This is a genomic window from Bradyrhizobium sp. HKCCYLS3013 (assembly GCF_051167615.1).
Taxonomy (GTDB): domain Bacteria; phylum Pseudomonadota; class Alphaproteobacteria; order Rhizobiales; family Xanthobacteraceae; genus Bradyrhizobium.
In genome coordinates, this window is sequence record NZ_JBNPTK010000002.1 from 511,738 (window position 1) to 528,735 (window position 16,998).

15 protein-coding genes and 1 pseudogene are annotated in these 16,998 nt (G+C 67.1%); 9 read left to right on the forward strand and 7 right to left on the reverse strand.

The genetic code is table 11. The features are described from left to right. Positions 1–61: 61 nt before the first annotated feature. Positions 62–1,567 (forward strand): MFS transporter, encoded by a 1,506-nt coding sequence (locus ACQR1F_RS06490; protein WP_434912698.1) that lies wholly within the window; start codon positions 62–64, stop codon positions 1,565–1,567. A gap of 15 nt (positions 1,568–1,582) precedes the next feature. On the opposite strand, the gene ACQR1F_RS06495 is transcribed toward ACQR1F_RS06490, so the two are convergent. Together ACQR1F_RS06495 and ACQR1F_RS06500 are read right to left on the reverse strand one after the other, a co-directional pair. Continuing rightward, positions 1,583–2,401 (reverse strand): LssY C-terminal domain-containing protein, encoded by an 819-nt coding sequence (locus tag ACQR1F_RS06495; RefSeq protein WP_434912699.1) that lies wholly within the window; start codon positions 2,399–2,401, stop codon positions 1,583–1,585. A 205-nt stretch (positions 2,402–2,606) separates the two neighbouring features. After that, positions 2,607–2,909, reverse strand: coding sequence for a hypothetical protein (locus ACQR1F_RS06500; protein WP_315800323.1), 303 nt, complete (start codon positions 2,907–2,909; stop codon positions 2,607–2,609). A 285-nt stretch (positions 2,910–3,194) separates the two neighbouring features. On the opposite strand from ACQR1F_RS06500, the gene ACQR1F_RS06505 reads away from it, so the two are divergent. The 6 genes and pseudogenes from ACQR1F_RS06505 to ACQR1F_RS06530 all read left to right on the forward strand — a co-directional run. Further along, the gene (locus tag ACQR1F_RS06505; RefSeq protein WP_434845845.1) at positions 3,195–3,920 is read left to right on the forward strand and encodes a sulfite exporter TauE/SafE family protein; all 726 of its coding nucleotides are present in this window, start codon (positions 3,195–3,197) and stop codon (positions 3,918–3,920) included. A gap of 19 nt (positions 3,921–3,939) precedes the next feature. Then, positions 3,940–5,439 carry a DNA repair protein RadA gene (gene radA / locus ACQR1F_RS06510; protein WP_434912700.1) on the forward strand — a complete coding sequence of 500 codons (1,500 nt, stop codon included), beginning with the start codon at positions 3,940–3,942 and terminating at the stop codon, positions 5,437–5,439. Between the two features lie 173 nt (positions 5,440–5,612). Then, on the forward strand, positions 5,613–6,239 hold the full coding sequence (locus ACQR1F_RS06515) for a CvpA family protein (RefSeq protein ID WP_315712460.1): 627 nt from the start codon (positions 5,613–5,615) through the stop codon (positions 6,237–6,239). Between the two features lie 23 nt (positions 6,240–6,262). Next, positions 6,263–7,795, forward strand: a complete 1,533-nt coding sequence (gene purF / locus ACQR1F_RS06520) for an amidophosphoribosyltransferase (RefSeq protein ID WP_316180960.1) — start codon at positions 6,263–6,265, stop codon at positions 7,793–7,795. Positions 7,796–8,002: 207 nt separating this feature from the next. Further along, positions 8,003–8,749 (forward strand): SDR family NAD(P)-dependent oxidoreductase, encoded by a 747-nt coding sequence (locus ACQR1F_RS06525; protein ID WP_316180961.1) that lies wholly within the window; start codon positions 8,003–8,005, stop codon positions 8,747–8,749. 265 nt (positions 8,750–9,014) lie between these two features. Next, a pseudogene (locus ACQR1F_RS06530) lies at positions 9,015–9,197 on the forward strand (SDR family NAD(P)-dependent oxidoreductase); the annotation flags it as partial. Between the two features lie 227 nt (positions 9,198–9,424). Here ACQR1F_RS06530 and ACQR1F_RS06535 read toward each other — a convergent pair. From ACQR1F_RS06535 to ACQR1F_RS06545, 3 genes are read right to left on the reverse strand one after another with little or no spacing between them, the layout of a single operon-like run. Beyond that, the gene (locus tag ACQR1F_RS06535; protein ID WP_434912701.1) at positions 9,425–9,727 is read right to left on the reverse strand and encodes a hypothetical protein; all 303 of its coding nucleotides are present in this window, start codon (positions 9,725–9,727) and stop codon (positions 9,425–9,427) included. 35 nt (positions 9,728–9,762) lie between these two features. Continuing rightward, entirely contained in the window at positions 9,763–11,004 is a 1,242-nt protein-coding gene (locus ACQR1F_RS06540) for a patatin-like phospholipase family protein (protein ID WP_434912702.1), read from the reverse strand. Next, complete coding sequence (locus ACQR1F_RS06545; RefSeq protein ID WP_315800330.1) at positions 11,001–11,933, reverse strand: DUF3313 family protein; 933 nt, start codon at positions 11,931–11,933, stop codon at positions 11,001–11,003. The genes ACQR1F_RS06540 and ACQR1F_RS06545 overlap by 4 nt, the downstream gene beginning before the upstream one ends. A gap of 161 nt (positions 11,934–12,094) precedes the next feature. On the opposite strand from ACQR1F_RS06545, the gene ACQR1F_RS06550 reads away from it, so the two are divergent. After that, positions 12,095–12,754: a TetR/AcrR family transcriptional regulator gene (locus ACQR1F_RS06550; RefSeq protein WP_316180966.1), complete on the forward strand. Its 660-nt coding sequence runs from the start codon at positions 12,095–12,097 to the stop codon at positions 12,752–12,754. Positions 12,755–13,005: 251 nt separating this feature from the next. Continuing rightward, positions 13,006–14,232 (forward strand): ABC transporter substrate-binding protein, encoded by a 1,227-nt coding sequence (locus ACQR1F_RS06555; protein WP_315800332.1) that lies wholly within the window; start codon positions 13,006–13,008, stop codon positions 14,230–14,232. 88 nt (positions 14,233–14,320) lie between these two features. On the opposite strand, the gene ACQR1F_RS06560 is transcribed toward ACQR1F_RS06555, so the two are convergent. Together ACQR1F_RS06560 and der are read right to left on the reverse strand one after the other, a co-directional pair. Continuing rightward, on the reverse strand, positions 14,321–15,577 hold the full coding sequence (locus ACQR1F_RS06560) for a TCR/Tet family MFS transporter (RefSeq protein WP_434912703.1): 1,257 nt from the start codon (positions 15,575–15,577) through the stop codon (positions 14,321–14,323). 29 nt (positions 15,578–15,606) lie between these two features. Continuing rightward, positions 15,607–16,977: a ribosome biogenesis GTPase Der gene (gene der / locus ACQR1F_RS06565; protein ID WP_316215618.1), complete on the reverse strand. Its 1,371-nt coding sequence runs from the start codon at positions 16,975–16,977 to the stop codon at positions 15,607–15,609. Positions 16,978–16,998: the final 21 nt, after the last annotated feature.

Consider the following 16,998-nt stretch of genomic DNA (forward strand, 5'->3'; position numbering starts at 1 on the left):
GACGGTGAACGAGATGGCGAATGCGCGGACTGACCAGAGTCTTCCGCCGGCGGATTCGCCGATGTCGAAGCGCATTCGCTGGCTGATCCTCCTGACCGTCTCCGGCGCGCTGGCGCTCGTCGTCATCGACATGACGGTGCTCTATACGGCGCTGCCCAGCCTGACCCATGAGCTCGGAGCAACCGCCTCGGAGAAATTGTGGATCGTCATGGCCTACGGGCTCGTCGTCGCCGGCCTGCTTCCCGGCTTCGGCTCGCTCGGCGATCGCGTCGGGCACAAGAGGACATTCATCGCCGGCCTCATCGTCTTCGGACTGGCTTCGGTCGTCGCCGCCTATTCGCCGACCGCCACGATCCTGGTTGGCGGACGCGTCCTGCTCGCGATCGGCGCCGCGCTGATGATGCCGGCGACGCTGTCGATCATTCGCATCACCTTCTCCGATGACCACGAACGGGCGCTCGCCATCGCGATCTGGGGAGCCGTTGCGTCCAGCGGGGCGGCGGTCGGCCCCTTGGTCGGCGGCGTCCTGCTGGAATATTTCTGGTGGGGCTCGGTCTTTCTGATCAACGTGCCGCTCGTCGTCCTGGCGCTGGCCGCCGGCCTGCTGCTGATTCCTGCGCCGCGAGATCGTGCTGAGCGCGACTGGGACCTCCTCGGTTCAGTGCAGGCGATGGCCGGACTGATCGGCTTCGCCTACGTCGTCGAGGATCTCGGCAGTCGCCAGTCGTCCTATGTCGTCCTTGCCGGCACGGCTGTCGCGACGGCCATCGTGTTGACGGCGTTCGTACGCCGTCAATTGCGTCTCGAGGATCCCTTGCTCGACTTCACCCTGTTCCGGAATATCGAGTTCGCGCTCAGCGTGATCACCGCGATCGTGGCGTCACTTGCCATCGCGGGCACCGAGCTCGCGATCAGCCAGCGCCTGCAACTCGTCCTCGGCTACTCGCCGCTGCAGGCGGCATTGTACATCCTGCCGGCCCCGCTCGGTGCATTCATCGGCGGGCCGCTCGCAAGCCTCATGCTCCGTCGCGTGGGAGCCGCCACCACGATGTCCGGCGCGCTGGCGATCGCAGGCATCGGCGCGGCCGGCTACCTGCTCTGCTACAACGCCAGCTTCGTGCTGCAATTGATCTGCATCGCAATCAACGGGCTCGGGCTCGGCGCATCCATCGCGGCCGCCTCCAACGCCGTGATGAATCACGCGCCCGAAGGCCGCGAAGGCATGGCCGCGTCGATCGAGGAAGTGTCGTTCGAGCTCGGCGGCACCATCGGCATCAGCATTTTCGGAAGCATCCTGTCCGGGGTCTATACGGCCTTCATGGTTCTGCCCGACGGCCTCGGCATTCCCGCCGCTGCGCGCGACAGCATCGACGAGGCGCTGATCGCAGCCGAGCGGCTGCCGACCGAGCTCGCTGCCATCGTCACCTCGCACGCCCATCGCGCCTTCGATCAGGCGTTCCTGACGGTCGTCACCGTGGCGATGCTCGTCCTGCTCGGAACCGCCTTCCTGGTCCGGCCCCGGGCAGAACGGACGACATCGAAAGAGGCTCGTCAGCGTGTCCATTAGACAGACGACGGCAAATCATGTGTCGTCGTCTGCGGTGGAGACCAACAGGCTCGCCAACGCAATGTCTCCGTCCGTCACGTAGTGATTGACCCGCTCGGGGAGGCTCTGACCAGCCTTGTACAGCTCCACGGTCTCGATCGATCGTGTCCTGATCAGTTCGGCCATGATGTAGTCCCGCTCGGCGTTGACATCCGGATCGGTGGCGTGCGTGACCTGAAACGTCAATCGGGTGAACGACAGGCCGGTGTCCTTCGTGCCGGCGCCGACCCACAGAGCGGATTCATCGACCGCCGGCCGATCGGCGTTGGACCAGAAATCGCCTGCATTCCAGGTTTGCTCTGCGTGTGCCAGGCCAACAGCCCAGAACCTGACGTGATGGCGCTTTCGCGGGCTGTTGCCGATGGCTTTCTGAAAGCCGATATCCTGGCCGCGCCCGAACAGATAGAGCGTGCTGAACGGAGCGGCGGGGTAAGGCGCATCGAGGACAAAGGCGCGGATCATGGCCCAGGAGCTCGTCAGGCCCAATCGGTCCGCTTCAGACCAACCGACCGCAGCAAAGCTTGCGCGAAGCTGTTGGAGCGTCCCGACCAGGGCGAGATTGACGGGGTCGCCAGGCAATCCATCCCCCGTGATCGTGTAGCTGGGCACTCGCCGCTTCTGAAGAATCCTGAGGCTCAACCGGATCACGCGTGGCAGAACGACATAGGCCGCGAACGCGTAGCTGACGCCGACTGCGGCAATCCAGGGCAGCCTGCGGTTCGCGGTCTCGAACACCACGAAGACGATCAGCCAGACCGTGAAGATCCCCAGCCCGGCGACCAGCACGCGTTGCATGAGGCGTATGAGCAGTCGCACTCGATCGGTCCGGCGAAAGAAGTGAGCGGCAGTCGGTGGTTTCGGGAAGGTGTCCGATCTTCATCACAATGGCAACACACCGCACCTGAACGCATGAAACGGCCCAGCCGGCGGCGTTTCGACCAGCTCGTCCGCGCTCGGTGGCTCGACATCCGCAGTCCAACGCAATCGGACTGCGCAGGGCTTAGGCCGACAGCCGCTCGGCGTTGGCCGCGACATAGTCCCGATAGAGATCGACGACTGCCGCCGGGCTCGCGCCGGCCATCAGCTTCGCCGTCGCCTCCAGGGCTGCGGCGATCTTTTCGCTGACCATCAGCTCAGCCTCCTCGCCCGCATCGGCTTCGCCGCGCGCGAACTTCTCCAGCCGGAGCCGGATGACCTCGCCGGCTTCCATGGCCAGCATCGCAGCCGTGAACCAGGGGAACTCCGCATCGGCGGTTGCCGTCATGGACGGCCGCATCTGCAAGGACATTGGCGTTTTGCTCATCGTCATCGTCCGAGAACATCAGCGGACCTGCGAGGAATACGCTTCAACTTTTAATGATGCGGACGCACAATCATCTCCGATTTCGAGTCGGCTCGAACGAGCCGTTAACCACGGGACGCATCTCTCCGACTCCGTCATTGCGAGGAGCCCCTCGAGTCTCGCCTGCGGCGAGCCCGAGGGCAGGCTCCGCGACGACGCAATCCAGGGGCACGCACAGCCTGGATTGCTTCGCTTCGCTCGCAACGACGCGGAGAGAGATCTTGTCCGAGCGCGGAGACGATCTTCTTGGGCTTCCTCTTCGTGCTCGCGGTCGGCCTCGTGGCCGGCACCTTGTCCGGTATCGTCGGCACCGGCTCGTCGATCATGCTGATGCCGGTGCTGACCTATGAATACGGGCCGAAGGAGGCCGTGCCGATCATGGCGGTCGCGGCCGTGATGGCGAACCTGTCGCGCATCCTGGCGTGGTGGCGCGAGGTCGACTGGCGCGCCTGCGCAGCCTATTCGGTCACCGGGATTCCGGCCGCCGCACTCGGCGCGCGCACCTTGCTGATCCTGCCGTCGCACGCCGTCGACATCACCATCGGGCTGTTCCTGATGGCGATGGTGCCGGTGCGGCACTGGCTGGCGCGGCACGACCTCAAGGCCAACCTCTGGCACCTCGCGATCGGCGGTGCGGTGATCGGATATCTGACCGGCATCGTGGTCTCGACCGGGCCGCTGAGCGTGCCGCTGTTCCTGTTCTACGGGCTGTCGAAGGGCGCGTTCCTCGCCACCGAGGCCGCGAGCTCGCTCGGGCTCTACGTCTCGAAATCCATCACCTTCCAGCGTTTCGGCGCGCTGACGCCGGACATCCTGCTGAAAGGTCTGATTGCCGGCGGCTCGCTGATGGCCGGCGCCTTCGTCGCCAAGCGCTTCGTGCTGCACATGAAACCCGATGTGTTCCGTGTGGTGATGGATGGCATCATGCTGGCCGCAGGCCTAAGTATGTTATGGAACGCCACCCACTCCTGACCGCACCGATTCTCACCTCATGGCCAAGACCACGCTCTCCTTCGTCTGCCAGAACTGCGGCGCGGCCTATTCGCGCTGGCAGGGCAAGTGCGAGGCCTGCGGCGAGTGGAACACGCTGGCCGAGGAAGACACGACGGGCGCGACCTCCGCGCCGGTCTCGCTGCGCTCCAAGCGCAAGGGCCGCACCTTCCAGCTGGAATCGCTGACCGGCAAGACCATCGACGCGCCGCGGCTGTCGTCGGGCATGACCGAGCTCGACCGCGTCACCGGCGGCGGCTTCGTCCGCGGCTCGGTGCTGCTGGTCGGCGGCGACCCCGGCATCGGCAAATCGACGCTTCTGACCCAGGCGACCTCGATGCTGGCGCGCGCCGGCCATCGCGCGGTCTACATTTCCGGCGAGGAGGCTGTCGCCCAGGTGCGGCTGCGCGCCGAGCGCCTCGGGCTTGCGGATGCGCCGGTACAACTGGCGGCTGAGACCTCGGTCGAGGACATCATCGCGACCCTGTCCGAGGGCGGCGTGCCGCGGCTGATCGTGATCGATTCGATCCAGACGATGTGGACCGACACCGTGGAATCGGCCCCGGGCACGGTGACCCAGGTGCGCGCCTCGGCGCAGAAGCTGATCAGGTTCGCCAAGAAATCCGGCGCGGCCATCATCCTGGTCGGCCACGTCACCAAGGACGGCCAGATCGCCGGCCCCCGGGTCGTCGAGCACATGGTGGATGCGGTCCTGTCGTTCGAGGGCGAGGGCTCGCAGCAGTTCCGCATCCTGCGTTCGGTCAAGAATCGCTTCGGCCCGACGGACGAGATCGGCGTGTTCGAAATGACCGGATTGGGTCTGCGCGAGGTGACCAACCCGTCCGAGCTGTTCCTGTCGGAGCGCGATCTCGGCAGCCCCGGCACGGCGGTCTTTGCCGGCATCGAGGGCACCCGCCCCGTGCTGGTCGAAATCCAGGCCCTGGTGGCGCCGACCTCGCTCGGCACGCCGCGCCGCGCCGTGGTCGGCTGGGATCCGAGCCGGCTGTCGATGGTGTTGGCCGTGCTGGAGGCGCATTGCGGCGTCAAGCTGTCGGGCCACGACGTCTATCTCAACGTCGCCGGCGGCCTGCGCATCAACGAGCCGGCGGCGGATCTCGCCGCGGCCGCAGCTCTGGTCTCGTCACTGGTCAACGCGCCGCTGCCGTCCGATGCGGTCTATTTCGGCGAGATCTCGCTGTCGGGCGCGGTCCGACCGGTGGCGCAGACCTCGGCACGGCTGAAGGAGGCCGCCAAGCTCGGCTTTCTGCGCGTGGTGCTGCCGGAGCGCGCCCGCGGCGAGGCCGGCGGCGACGCCGGGCTCAGCCTCAATACCGTCGGCGGGTTGACCAGCCTGGTGGCCGACATCGCCGCGCGCGGCACGCCTCGTGCCCGCCATGAGACGACCCGGCAGGTCGACGATGACGGCGACCACGGCCGCCGCGGACCGCGCCCTGCCGAAAAAAATGCCACACCAGCGAGATTCCGCCGCCAGGACGGCTAGCCGGACCGTGACGTTCGCGTGACTCGCCGCTATACAACGCCGCAACCGGTCGCCCACACGGGATCGTGCAGCGTCCGGACTTGCCGGGGAACCTCGCTGTCCTCCACCTGGAGGGGAGGTCCTCCGTCGATTCGAAGCGAACCTTGGACCTGTGAAGCGGACCTGAGCAGCCGATGCCGATAACGATCCTCGATCTCATCCTGCTCGGCGTGATGCTGGTGTCGGGGCTGCTCGCGATGGTCCGCGGCTTCATGCGCGAGGTGCTGTCGATCGCGGCCTGGGGCGCGGCCGCCCTGGTCACGCTTTATTCATTCTCCAAGCTGCTGCCGACCGCGAAGACCTATTTCAACAACGATACCGTCGCCAGCGTCGTCGTCGTCGCCGGTACTTTCGTGGGCACCCTGCTCATCGTCTCGGTGATCACGGTCAAGATCTCCGACATGATCCTCGATTCGCGCATCGGCGCGCTGGATCGCACCCTCGGATTCCTGTTCGGGCTGGGCCGCGGCCTGCTGATCGTCGTGGTCGCGTTCCTGTTCTTCAGCTGGCTGGTGCCGGACAAGCAGCGCCCGGACTGGGTCACCGGCGCCAAATCCCGCGTCGTCCTGCAGGGAACCGGGGATTGGCTGATGTCGCTCTTGCCTGATGATCCCGAGAACACCATTTTAAAGAAATTCAAGAAGAACAAGCCGGACGACGACCAGACTGACACCGAGTCGCCCGGAGCGGGCGGCGATGGGTACAGCAAGCCTGCCCGCGACAGCTTGAAGAAGCTGATCGAGAAACCCGCGGCCAAGTGAGCTCAGCCCAGAAGAGAGGCGCGATGGACCTGCACCACGATTCTTCCGGCGAAGCCCAAGCGGATACTCACGCGGATCTGGACTTCGGACCTCAAGCCTACCTCAGAGACCCAGACCTGGACGGAGACACGCTGCGCGAGGAGTGCGGCGTGTTCGGCATTTATGGGCATAGCGATGCCGCCGCGATCACTGCGCTGGGCCTGCATGCGCTCCAGCATCGCGGCCAGGAAGCCGCCGGCATCGTCTCCTATGACGGCGCGCGCTTCCACAGCGAGCGCCGCCTGGGCCTGGTCGGCGACACCTTCTCCCGCCGCGAGGTGATCGAGCGCCTGCCCGGCAACGCCGCGGTCGGCCATGTCCGTTATGCCACCACCGGCGCCACGATCCTGCGCAACGTGCAGCCGCTGTTCGCCGAGCTCAATGCCGGCGGCTTCGCGGTCGGCCACAACGGCAACCTCACCAACGGTCTCACGCTCCGCCGTGAGCTGGTGCGCGCCGGCGCCATCATGCAGTCGACCAGCGACACCGAGGTGATCCTGCATCTGGTGGCGCATTCCCGCCGCACCAATTTCATCGACCGCTTCATCGAGGCGCTGCGCGCGCTCGAAGGCGCCTACTCGCTGGTCTGCATGACCAACAAGAAGCTGATCGGCGCCCGCGATCCCCTCGGCATCCGTCCGTTGGTCTATGGCGAGCTCGAAGGCTGCCCGATCCTGGCCTCGGAGACCTGTGCGCTCGACATGATCGGCGCGCGCTACATCCGCGACATCGAGCCCGGCGAGGTCGTGATCTTCGACGAGACCGGGGCGCACAGCCACAAGCCGTTCCCGCCGAAGCCGGCACGTCCCTGCGTGTTCGAATACATCTACTTCGCCCGTCCCGATTCCGTCGTCGGCGGCCGCTCGGTCTACGAGGTGCGCAAGGCGTTCGGCGCGCAGCTCGCGCGCGAAAGCCATCCCGAGGTCGACGTCGTCGTGCCGGTGCCGGATTCCGGCGTGCCGGCGGCGATCGGCTACAGCCAGCATTCCGGCGTGCCGTTCGAGCTCGGCATCATCCGCAATCACTATGTCGGCCGCACCTTCATCCAGCCGACCCAGGCGATCCGCGAATCCGGCGTGCGCATGAAGCACTCGGCCAACCGCGCCGCGATCGAAGGCAAACGCATCATCCTGATCGACGACTCGCTCGTGCGCGGCACCACCTCGCGCAAGATCGTGCGCATGATGCGCGACGCCGGCGCCACCGAGGTGCATTTCCGCCTGGCCTCGCCGCCGATCCTCTACCCCGACTATTACGGCATCGACCTGCCGGATCGCGGCGGCCTGCTCGCGGCGACGCATTCGCTCGAGGAGATGCGCCAGCTGATCGGCGCGGACTCGCTCGCCTTCCTGTCGATCGACGGCATGTATCGCGCGATGGGTGAGCCCGCCCGCGACCCGGCAGCGCCGAAATATGCCGACCACTGCTTCACCGGCAGCTATCCGACCCATCTCACCGACCAGTCACTCGTCGAGCCGCCCCAGCAGCAGCTCTCGCTGCTGGCGGAAGCGAGCTGAGGCTCTTTCCACACGCCGTCGTTCCGGGGCGATGCGCGGTTGCCCGTCGTCTCTGCGAATGCCAGGACCATAGCCACCAGCGATCGTTGGGCGGCTAGGACTAGCCACGACGGTCCAACTCCCTCATAACCGCCGAGGAGTACGGGTCCCGGCTCCGGGCGCGCAATCGTGCGCCTGGCCCGGACGACGTCTGAGAGAATAGCGGCCATGACCACCCTTCCCCTCGCCAACCGGATTGCCCTCGTCACCGGCGCCTCGCGCGGCATCGGCCATGCGACCGCCCGCGCGCTGGCGCGCGCCGGCGCGCATGTCGTCGCCGTCGCCCGCACCCAGGGCGGGCTGGAGGAGCTCGACGACGAGATCCGGAAAGAGACCGGCAACGGCGCCACCCTGGTGCCGCTCAGCATGACCGACAGCGACGGCATCGCCCGTCTTGGCGCCGCGCTGCATGAGCGCCATGGCAAGCTAGACATCCTCGTCGGCAATGCCGCCGTGCCCGGCCCGTCCTCGCCGCTCGGCCATATCGACCTGAAGCCGTGGAACGACGTCGTCGCCGTCAACCTCTCAGCCAACTTCCAGCTGATCCGCTGCATGGAGCCGCTGCTGAAGGCCTCCGACGCCGGCCGCGCCGTGTTCCTCACCTCAGGCGCCGCCCACAAGGCCCAGGCCTATCTCGGCCCCTACGCCGTCACCAAGGCCGCGCTGGAGACGCTGGCGCGGGTGTGGGCGCACGAGACCGAGCGCACGCCGCTGCGCGTCAACCTGTTCAGCCCGGGCCCGATCCGCACCCGCATGCGCGCCACGGTCTTCCCCGGTGAAGACCCGATGACGCTCGAGACGCCCGAGCAGGTCGCCGACTTCATCGTGCCGATGTGCCTGCCGTCCTGGACCGAGACCGGCAAGCTGTACGAGTACAAGACCCGCACGCTGAAGAGCTTTCAGCCGCCGGCGTGAGATCGTTGCTCCCCTCACCGTACGGCGAACGCCGGACCGATAGCCACCGGCGGTCGTGGTGGGCGACGATGACGACGCAGACTGTCTTTCCCAACACGCATCACGCGGTATCCGTCCCGGCGTTCGCCGGGACGACAGCGGCGGACGTGGTCGGCACCACGCCTCTCACGCACGACGCGTCAACCCGTTCGTGCCCCGACCACTTGTGAGCCGATCTGCGTCGGCAGCTATTTCGGAGCAGGACTCGCCGCCGCAGGCTTTGCGCCCGGGCCCGATCCGCACCCGCATGCGCGCCACGGTCTTCCCCGGTGAAGACCCGATGACGCTCGAGACGCCCGAGCAGGTCGCCGACTTCATCGTGCCGATGTGCCTGCCGTCCTGGACCGAGACCGGCAAGCTGTACGAGTACAAGACCCGCACGCTGAAGAGCTTTCAGCCGCCGGCGTGAGATCGTTGCTCCCCTCACCGTACGGCGAACGCCGGACCGATAGCCACCGGCGGTCGTGGTGGGCGACGATGACGACGCAGACCGTCTTACCCAACACGCATCACGCGGTATCCGTCCCGGCGTTCGCCGGGACGACAGCGGCGGACGTGGTCGGCACCACGCCTCTCACGCACGACGCGTCAACCCGTTCGTGCCCCGACCACTTGTGAGCCGATCTGCGTCGGCAGCTATTTCGGAGCAGGACTCGCCGCCGCAGGCTTTGCGGCAGCGGGCTTCGCGGGGACGGGCTTCGCCGCGGCAGGCACCTGACGATCGCGCACCGCCGTCAGCTCCTTGCGCAGCTTTTCCTGCTGCTCCACCGACAGCACCGGACGCTGCTCGTGATGCGGCACGTCGTTCACCGGGAGATAGTTGTACGTGTTGCCGTACTGCGCCGTGTCGGATGATGGCGTCGTGCCCGAGGTCGCGCAGCCGCCGAGCAGCACGGACGTCAACAGCGCCGCGCTCCCGAGCACTGAACGCCAGGGCATGGGCCGCGTCAATCGCAAGCAGGTCCGGCGGAAGCTCATCGCGCGGCCGCTGCCATGGTGCGCGTGGTCCCCTGCGCCGTGATGCCATGCTCGTTGGATTGCAGCCCGGGCAGGCTCTTCACCCAGGGATAGCCCCGACGGCCCATGTCGAAGCCGCGATCGAACAGCGCGGTCATGTAGGTGCGATCGAACGGGCCGTCGGCCTTGGCCTGGAAATCGGCTGGCACGCTGGCCAAGTTGAAGTCGATGCCGTTGAACCTCGCCACCGAGTAGATGCGGTAGATGTCGCCGATGCCCTGGTTCTTGATCAGGGTCGACAGCGAGCGCTGCGTCACCGAGAGCACGTCGGCGCCGACGCTGTCCCATTGCGGATCGATGCGGGCGTTGCGGATGACGTAGAGATGCGCGCCGCTCACGCTCCAGCGCGGGCCGCGGCCGGAGACGAGACGCAGCACCGACGGGCCGATGAAGACCTGCCGGGTGACGCCGCCATCGACATGCAGCTCGTCGTAGTCCTTGTCGCCGATCCGCACCTTGATGCGAACCGGGGCGAAAGCGCCCGGCACGGTCGCGGACGCCAGCAGCACCTGGCGGAACAGCGCGATCGCCTCGGGCGTGTCGGCGGCCGCGATGCGGCCCATGTCCCACAGCACCGGCCGCTGCGCGTCGAGATTGGTGGTGCCGACCAGCAGCACCCTGCCCTTGCTGCTCTCGCGCGCGACATCGCGCAGGAACTCGCGATCGACATATTTCTCGATCAGCCGCGACAACGGCGTGTTGTCGGCCAGCGCCGAGCCCTGCAGCAGGCCGGGAATGTTGACCGTGAAGATGTCCTTGCGCTCATAGGCGGTGAAGATCTCGCGCAGCTTGTCATCGTGCTCGCGCCCCAGGAAGACGAACGGCGCGATCAGCGCGCCGGAGCTGACGCCCGTCACCATGTCGAACGACGGCCGGTTGCCGGACTCGCCCCAGCCGGCCAGCAGCCCGGCGCCGAATGCGCCGTTCTCGGCGCCACCGGAGATCGCGAGGAAATTCAGCGGACGCGAGATCGGGATTTCGGCCGAGGCGCGCGACATCGCGGCCTCGGCAAAGCGCGGCGCCGGCTCGTCACCCCAGTAGCGCACGTTGCGGAAGCCGACCGGGTCGGCGCTGACGGCAGCCGCTTCCGGCAGCGCGTTGCGCGGCATGACGGCTGCGCACGCCGCCAGCAGCAGCGACGCGGCGCATGCGAGCAGGATACGCGGAACCATCGCGCGGAAGGAGGCGGCAGACTTCATCGCGACGCTTGCTGCTCCACGCTTGCGATCTCCGGCGCCGGCGGCGGCACGCCGGGCTTGACCTCGTCGGCCCCCTTGTCGGTCCAGCCCGGCGGCAGGCCCAGACCGGCACCGACGAAGCCCTTCAGGCCGGGGAAGCGTCCGTACTGCTCACATGCGGCATATTTGGGAGCGCCGCCGAGCTTGGCGGGCACGCTCGACACCGAAGGCAGCGAGGCCAGCGACGGGACGCCGGAGAACGGCGACTCGCCGGTCGATACCAGCCTGGCGAAATCGGCGCCGAACTCCGAAGCGAGGTCGTAGGCGTCGCCGTCATTGGCCATGCGGGCGGTCGACACCGAGGAGGCGCCGCGCGCCCACACCATCGCGGCCTTCTGGAAGCCGGCGAAATCGCGCGCCTCGGCCTCGACGGACAGCGTGCCGAGCCCGACCGGCAACCGTGGCACCGGCACCGGGACGCCCGGCAGCGCGACGCTCTTGGCGATCGACGCCGCCTGCGAGGCGGCCGAGGCGGTCGCGTTGGTCGCCGTGGCGTGGGTGACGGTCGCCTTGATCGTCAGATCCGCCTCCTCGCCGAGCGCAACGATGCGGAAGCGCTCGCTGAGCCGCAGGCACATTTCCCGGCTGATGGCGTTGGCGACCAGCTTGCGCTCGTTCTCGTCGAAGGCGATGTCGGGACGCGGCGGAAACGCGGTCGGCTCGATCCGGATCGTCCTGGCCTCGAGCAGCTCCTTCTTGTTCGCCTTGATCTGCGCGCGCGTCACCAGGCCATTGGCGTCGGCGAGACGATCGTAATTCTTGAGCGAGCCGGCCCGCTCCAGCGGAGCGGTGGCGCAGCCGGCCGTTGCCAGCGCCAGGGAAATCAGGGCCGTCGACTTCAGCGGGGCGAGGCGCATCTTACCGGCGAGACCCATTGATAGATAGCTCACTCTAATTAAGTCTCACAAGCCGAAACGCTTGTCCAACTAAACTAGATCAAATTCTCTAGATTAGAGCGGCGCGAAATATTATTTTATATTACAAGCAGTTGGCGGAAACCCGCGAATGTGGCGAGAGTTGGCCCGACAGGACGTGTGATGAGAGACGCGTGATGAGAAAGGTCGATCCGGTCAAGCACGAGCAGAAGCGCCGGGAGATTCTCCAGGCGGCGTTGTCGTGCTTCGTCCGGAACGGTTTTCACGGCGCCAGCACCACCGACATCTGCGCCGCCGCCAAGATCAGCCCAGGCCACCTCTACCACTACTTCCCCAGCAAGGAGGCGATGATCCAGGCGCTGGTCGACCAGAACCTGAGCCACGCCGCAGCGCGCCTCCAGGCGATCCTGGCCTCACCCGACGTGATCGACGCCCTGGTGCAGGAGCTCGAGAGCACCAGCATTCATCAGCCGCAGGCCCAGGTCCTCAGCGCCGAGGCGTTGGCCGAGGCCTGCCGCAATGCCGATTTTGCCGCCATCGTCCACGCCCATGCGCGCGCGATGCGGGCGCTGCTGGTCGATTTTCTCATCAAGGCGCAGCGGCGCGGCGACGTCGATCCCCGCCTTGATCCCGAATCGACCGCCAATATTCTGTTCGCGATCGTCGACGGCGCACGCGCGCTGCCGATCCGGAATCCGAACGTCGACATCAAGAAGAGCACCGCACATCTGCGCATCATGCTGACGCGCTTCCTGCGGCCGCCCGCAGCCCCCTCGCCGGTCGGCGACAAGACCAGAAAGGCCCGCGGCTCGACGCCCATCGTCGAGCCCTCATGAGCTACCGCGCCGTGCTCAGCCGAGCATGACCTGATCGTGGAAGGCGTCGGTCACGGGCCTCGTGATGAGCAACGGTATTCTTGCAGGGCCTGTACGCCCAGCGTTAACGCTCAAGCGAAACGCACAAACCTTGGGCGCGCCTCGCGCCTTTTGGCACATTGCCGCAACTCACAAGACCGGCTATCCAGGGAGACAGACGGCAAGGGGCGCCCAAGAAGCCCCGCCGTGACACGACACCAGGGAGGACTTTGATGACGACGTCTCAGGCGCGGCGGATGGCCGCGCTGCTTGCCGCCACCACGCTCAGCTTTGCCGGCTCCGCCTTCGCGGACGACAAGGTCGTCAAGATCGGCGTGCTCAACGACATGTCCAGCCTCTATGCCGACATCGGCGGACCGAACTCGGTCGCAGCCGTCAACATGGCGGTCGAAGATTCCGGCATGAAGGCCAAGGGCTGGACCATCGAGGTCATCAGCGGCGACCACCAGAACAAGCCCGACATCGGCGTCAATATCGGCCGGCAGTGGATCGACACCCAGAAGGTCGACGTGATCATGGACACGCCGAATTCCGGCGTTGCTCTGGCCATCTCCAATCTGGTCAAGGAGAAGAACTCGGTCCTGATCAACTCCGGCGGCGCGAGCGCCGACCTCACCGGCAAGGCCTGCAACGCCAACACCATCTCCTACACCTACGACACCTACATGCTGGCGAACGGCACCGGCAAGGCGCTGACCAAGGCCGGCGGCGACAGCTGGTTCTTCCTCACCGCCGACTACGCGTTCGGCCATGCGCTGGAGCGCGACACCTCGGCGGTCGTCACCGCCAATGGCGGCAAGGTGCTCGGCTCCGTCAAGCACCCGCTCAACACCGCCGACTTCTCCTCCTTCCTGCTGCAGGCGCAGTCGTCCAAGGCCAAGGTCATCGGCCTTGCCAATGCCGGCGGCGACACCACCAACGCGATCAAGCAGGCCGCCGAATTCGGCATCGTCCAGGGTGGCCAGAAGCTCGCCGCGCTGCTGCTGTTCGTCAACGACGTGCATGCGCTGGGCCTGAAGGTGGCGCAGGGCCTGACCTTCACCGAGTCGTTCTACTGGGATCTCAACGACAAGACCCGCGAATGGTCCAAGCGTTTCCAGAAGGTGTCGCCAAAGGGCACGATGCCGTCGATGACGGTCGCCGGCGTCTATGCCGGCACGCTGCATTACCTCAAGGCGCTGGACGCGATGGGCGGCAATCCGCATGACGGCGCCAAGGTCGTGGCCAAGATGAAGGAGATCCCGACCGACGATCCGCTGTTCGGCAAGGGCCCGCTGCGCGCCGACGGACGCCGCCTGATCCCGGCCTATCTGTTCGAGGTCAAGAAGCCGGAAGAGTCCAAATATCCGTGGGACTACTACAAGCTGATCGCGACGATCCCGGCCGAGGACGCCGCCAAGCCGCTCGAGGCCAGCGAGTGCCCGCTGGTGAAGAAGTAATCGTCCCGCATCGGTCCGGGCTGGCGCGCCAGCATCAGTCCGGACTCACGCCCATTTCCGATGCGCCGTCGCGCGCATCGGGATGATGTCAGGAGGCGGCCTTCGCTTTTGCGAGCGTCCGCAGCGCGATCACGATCGCGACGATCATCAGCCCCGAGGCCAGCAGGAACGGCGCGCCGGGCAGATGCACGGGCGCAGTGGCCCCGATGAAATAGGCGAAGCTCAGCGTGAACAGGAACGGCCCCGTGAGCTGGGCCACGCTCTGCACGCTCGATGTCGCGCCCTGGAGCTGGCCCTGCTTGTCCGGCGCCACCAGCCGGGTCATCAGCGCCTGCAGCGCCGCGCCCGAGACGCCCCACAGCGCCATCACGGGAATGCCCAGCCAGCTCAGCGGTCCGGTCGGCGCCACGCCGAAAATGAAGAAGCCGACCAGCCCCGCGGATAGCCCCAGCATCAGCGCGCCGCGCTCGCCGAACACGCGCACGATCAGCCCGACCGCGCCGCCCTGCACGATCATCGCGCAGACGCCGACCATCGCCAATGTGAGGCCGACGGTGCGCGTGTCCCAGCCGTAGCGATAGGTCGCGTACAGTACGAAGGTCGACGGCAGCACGACATGGGCGAGCTGGGTGATGAAGTTCACGGTCGACAGTCCGGCCAGGATGCGGTCCGATGCCAGCAGCCGCAGCGCCCCGAGCGGATTGGCCGTTCGCCACCGGAATGGACTGCGCCGCTCCGGCCTCAGCGACTCCGGCAGCACCAGTAAGCCGTAGAGCGCGTTGGCGAAGCTGAGCCCCGCGGCCGCCCAGAACGGCAGCCGCGGATCGATGTCGCCCAACAGCCCGCCGGTGGCAGGCCCGAGCACGAAGCCCGCGCCGAACGCCGCGCCGATGCGGCCGAAGATCGCGGCGCGGCGGTCCGGCGGCGTCAGGTCGGCGATATAGGCGAAGGCAGTGGAGATGCTGGCCGAGGTGACGCCGGAGATCAGCCGCCCGACGAACAGCCAGGCGAGCGACGGCGCCAGCGCCATCAGCACATAGTCGGCGGCGAGGCCAAAGTTCGACAGCAGAATCACCGGCCGCCGGCCGAAGCGGTCGGACAGGCTGCCGAGCACCGGCGAAAACACGAACTGCATCAGCGCCCACGCGGTGCCAAACAGCCCGAAGATGCGTGCCGCCTGCGCGGTGTCGTTGCCGACGAAGCTCTCGATCAGCTTCGGCAGGATCGGCATGATCAGCCCGAGCGCGAGCATGTCGAGCAGGATGGTGACGAAGATGAAGGCGACCGCGCCGCGGCGCGGGGCCGGCGCATTTTCGGTCGCGACGCTCGGCGGGCTTGCTTCCATGGCCGGACCGCTTCCGCTACCGCGACCGATCAGTTCGGCCGCTTGCGCTTGTGCGCGAACGGGTTGGCCTTCTCGCGCAGGGTGATGCGCACCGGCGTGCCCGGCAGCTCGAAGGTCTCGCGCATCGAGTTGGTGAGATACCGCAAGTACGATTGCGGGATCGCGTCGGCGCGCGAGCAGAACAGCACGAAGCTCGGCGGCCGCGCCTTTGTCTGGGTGATGTAGTTCAGCTTGAGCCGGCGGCCCGACACCGCCGGCGGCGGATTGTCGGCGATCGCCCCCTCGAACCAGCGGTTCAGCGCCGCGGTCGGCACGCGCCGGTTCCAGACCGCGTAGGCTTCGACGATCGCCTGCATCAGCCGGTCGATGCCCTCGCCCATCAGGCCCGACACCGCCACGATCGGCGCGCCCGCGACCTGCGGCAGCCAGTGGTCGGCATCGCGGCGCAGCATCGAGATCTGGCCCGGCTTGGCCTCCATCAGGTCCCATTTGTTGACCGCGATGACGAGCGCGCGACCCTCGCGCTCGATCAGATCGGCGATGCGCAGATCCTGCTCCTCGAAGCGGTTCTGCGCATCCATCATCAGCACGACCACCTCGGCGAAGCGCACGGCGCGCAGCGCATCCGCCACCGACAGCTTCTCGAGCTTCTCCTCGATGCGCGAGCGCCGGCGCAGGCCTGCGGTGTCGTAGATGCGGAAGCCGCGGCCCTTCCATTCGATCTCGACCGCGATCGAATCGCGCGTCGTGCCGGCCTCGGGGCTGGTCAGCAGCCGCTCCTCGCCGAGCAGATGATTGATCAGCGTCGACTTGCCGGCATTGGGACGGCCGACGATCGCGACGCGGATCGGACGTGCGGCACGCTCCTCGTCGGTCTCCTCGCGCTCGTCGTCCTCGTCGTCCGTGGGCGGCACGAGCTTGCTAACGGCGTCGTAGAGCTCGCCCATGCCCTCGCCGTGCTCGGCCGAGATCTGGATGGGATCGCCGAGACCGAGCGCATACGACTCCATGGCGCCGAGCTCGCCATGCTTGCCCTCGCTCTTGTTGGCGAGCAGCAGCACCGGCTTGTCGGCGCGGCGGGCGAAATCGGCGAAGGCGCGGTCGGCGGGCGTCAGGCCGATGCGGGCATCGATGACGAAGAACAGCGCATCGGCGAGCGCGATCGCGGTCTCGGTCTGCTCCTGCATGCGCGCGGTCAGCGAGCCCTTCGGGCCCTCGTCGAGGCCGGCCGTGTCGATGATCGTGAAATGGAGATCGCCGAGCTTCGCTTCGCCCTCGCGGCGGTCGCGCGTGACCCCCGGCATGTCGTCGACGAGCGCCAGCTTCTGCCCGACCAGACGGTTGAACAGGGTCGACTTGCCGACATTGGGCCGGCCGATGATGGCGATGGTGAAAGGCATGATGATCCGTGCGCGTGAGCG

Excerpts from the sequence above, each read along its gene's own strand:
- ACQR1F_RS06495 (WP_434912699.1), bottom strand. The coding sequence starts at position 2,401 with ATGCAACGCGTGCTGGTCGCCGGGCTGGGGATCTTCACGGTCTGGCTG.
- ACQR1F_RS06550 (WP_316180966.1), top strand. The coding sequence starts at position 12,095 with ATGAGAAAGGTCGATCCGGTCAAGCACGAGCAGAAGCGCCGGGAGATT.
- ACQR1F_RS06525 (WP_316180961.1), top strand. The coding sequence starts at position 8,003 with ATGACCACCCTTCCCCTCGCCAACCGGATTGCCCTCGTCACCGGCGCC.
- radA (WP_434912700.1), top strand. The coding sequence starts at position 3,940 with ATGGCCAAGACCACGCTCTCCTTCGTCTGCCAGAACTGCGGCGCGGCC.
- purF (WP_316180960.1), top strand. The coding sequence starts at position 6,263 with ATGGACCTGCACCACGATTCTTCCGGCGAAGCCCAAGCGGATACTCAC.
- ACQR1F_RS06560 (WP_434912703.1), bottom strand. The coding sequence starts at position 15,577 with ATGGAAGCAAGCCCGCCGAGCGTCGCGACCGAAAATGCGCCGGCCCCG.
- ACQR1F_RS06535 (WP_434912701.1), bottom strand. The coding sequence starts at position 9,727 with ATGCCCTGGCGTTCAGTGCTCGGGAGCGCGGCGCTGTTGACGTCCGTG.
- ACQR1F_RS06490 (WP_434912698.1), top strand. The coding sequence starts at position 62 with ATGTCGAAGCGCATTCGCTGGCTGATCCTCCTGACCGTCTCCGGCGCG.
- ACQR1F_RS06500 (WP_315800323.1), bottom strand. The coding sequence starts at position 2,909 with ATGAGCAAAACGCCAATGTCCTTGCAGATGCGGCCGTCCATGACGGCA.
- ACQR1F_RS06555 (WP_315800332.1), top strand. The coding sequence starts at position 13,006 with ATGACGACGTCTCAGGCGCGGCGGATGGCCGCGCTGCTTGCCGCCACC.
- der (WP_316215618.1), bottom strand. The coding sequence starts at position 16,977 with ATGCCTTTCACCATCGCCATCATCGGCCGGCCCAATGTCGGCAAGTCG.
- ACQR1F_RS06540 (WP_434912702.1), bottom strand. The coding sequence starts at position 11,004 with ATGAAGTCTGCCGCCTCCTTCCGCGCGATGGTTCCGCGTATCCTGCTC.
- ACQR1F_RS06515 (WP_315712460.1), top strand. The coding sequence starts at position 5,613 with ATGCCGATAACGATCCTCGATCTCATCCTGCTCGGCGTGATGCTGGTG.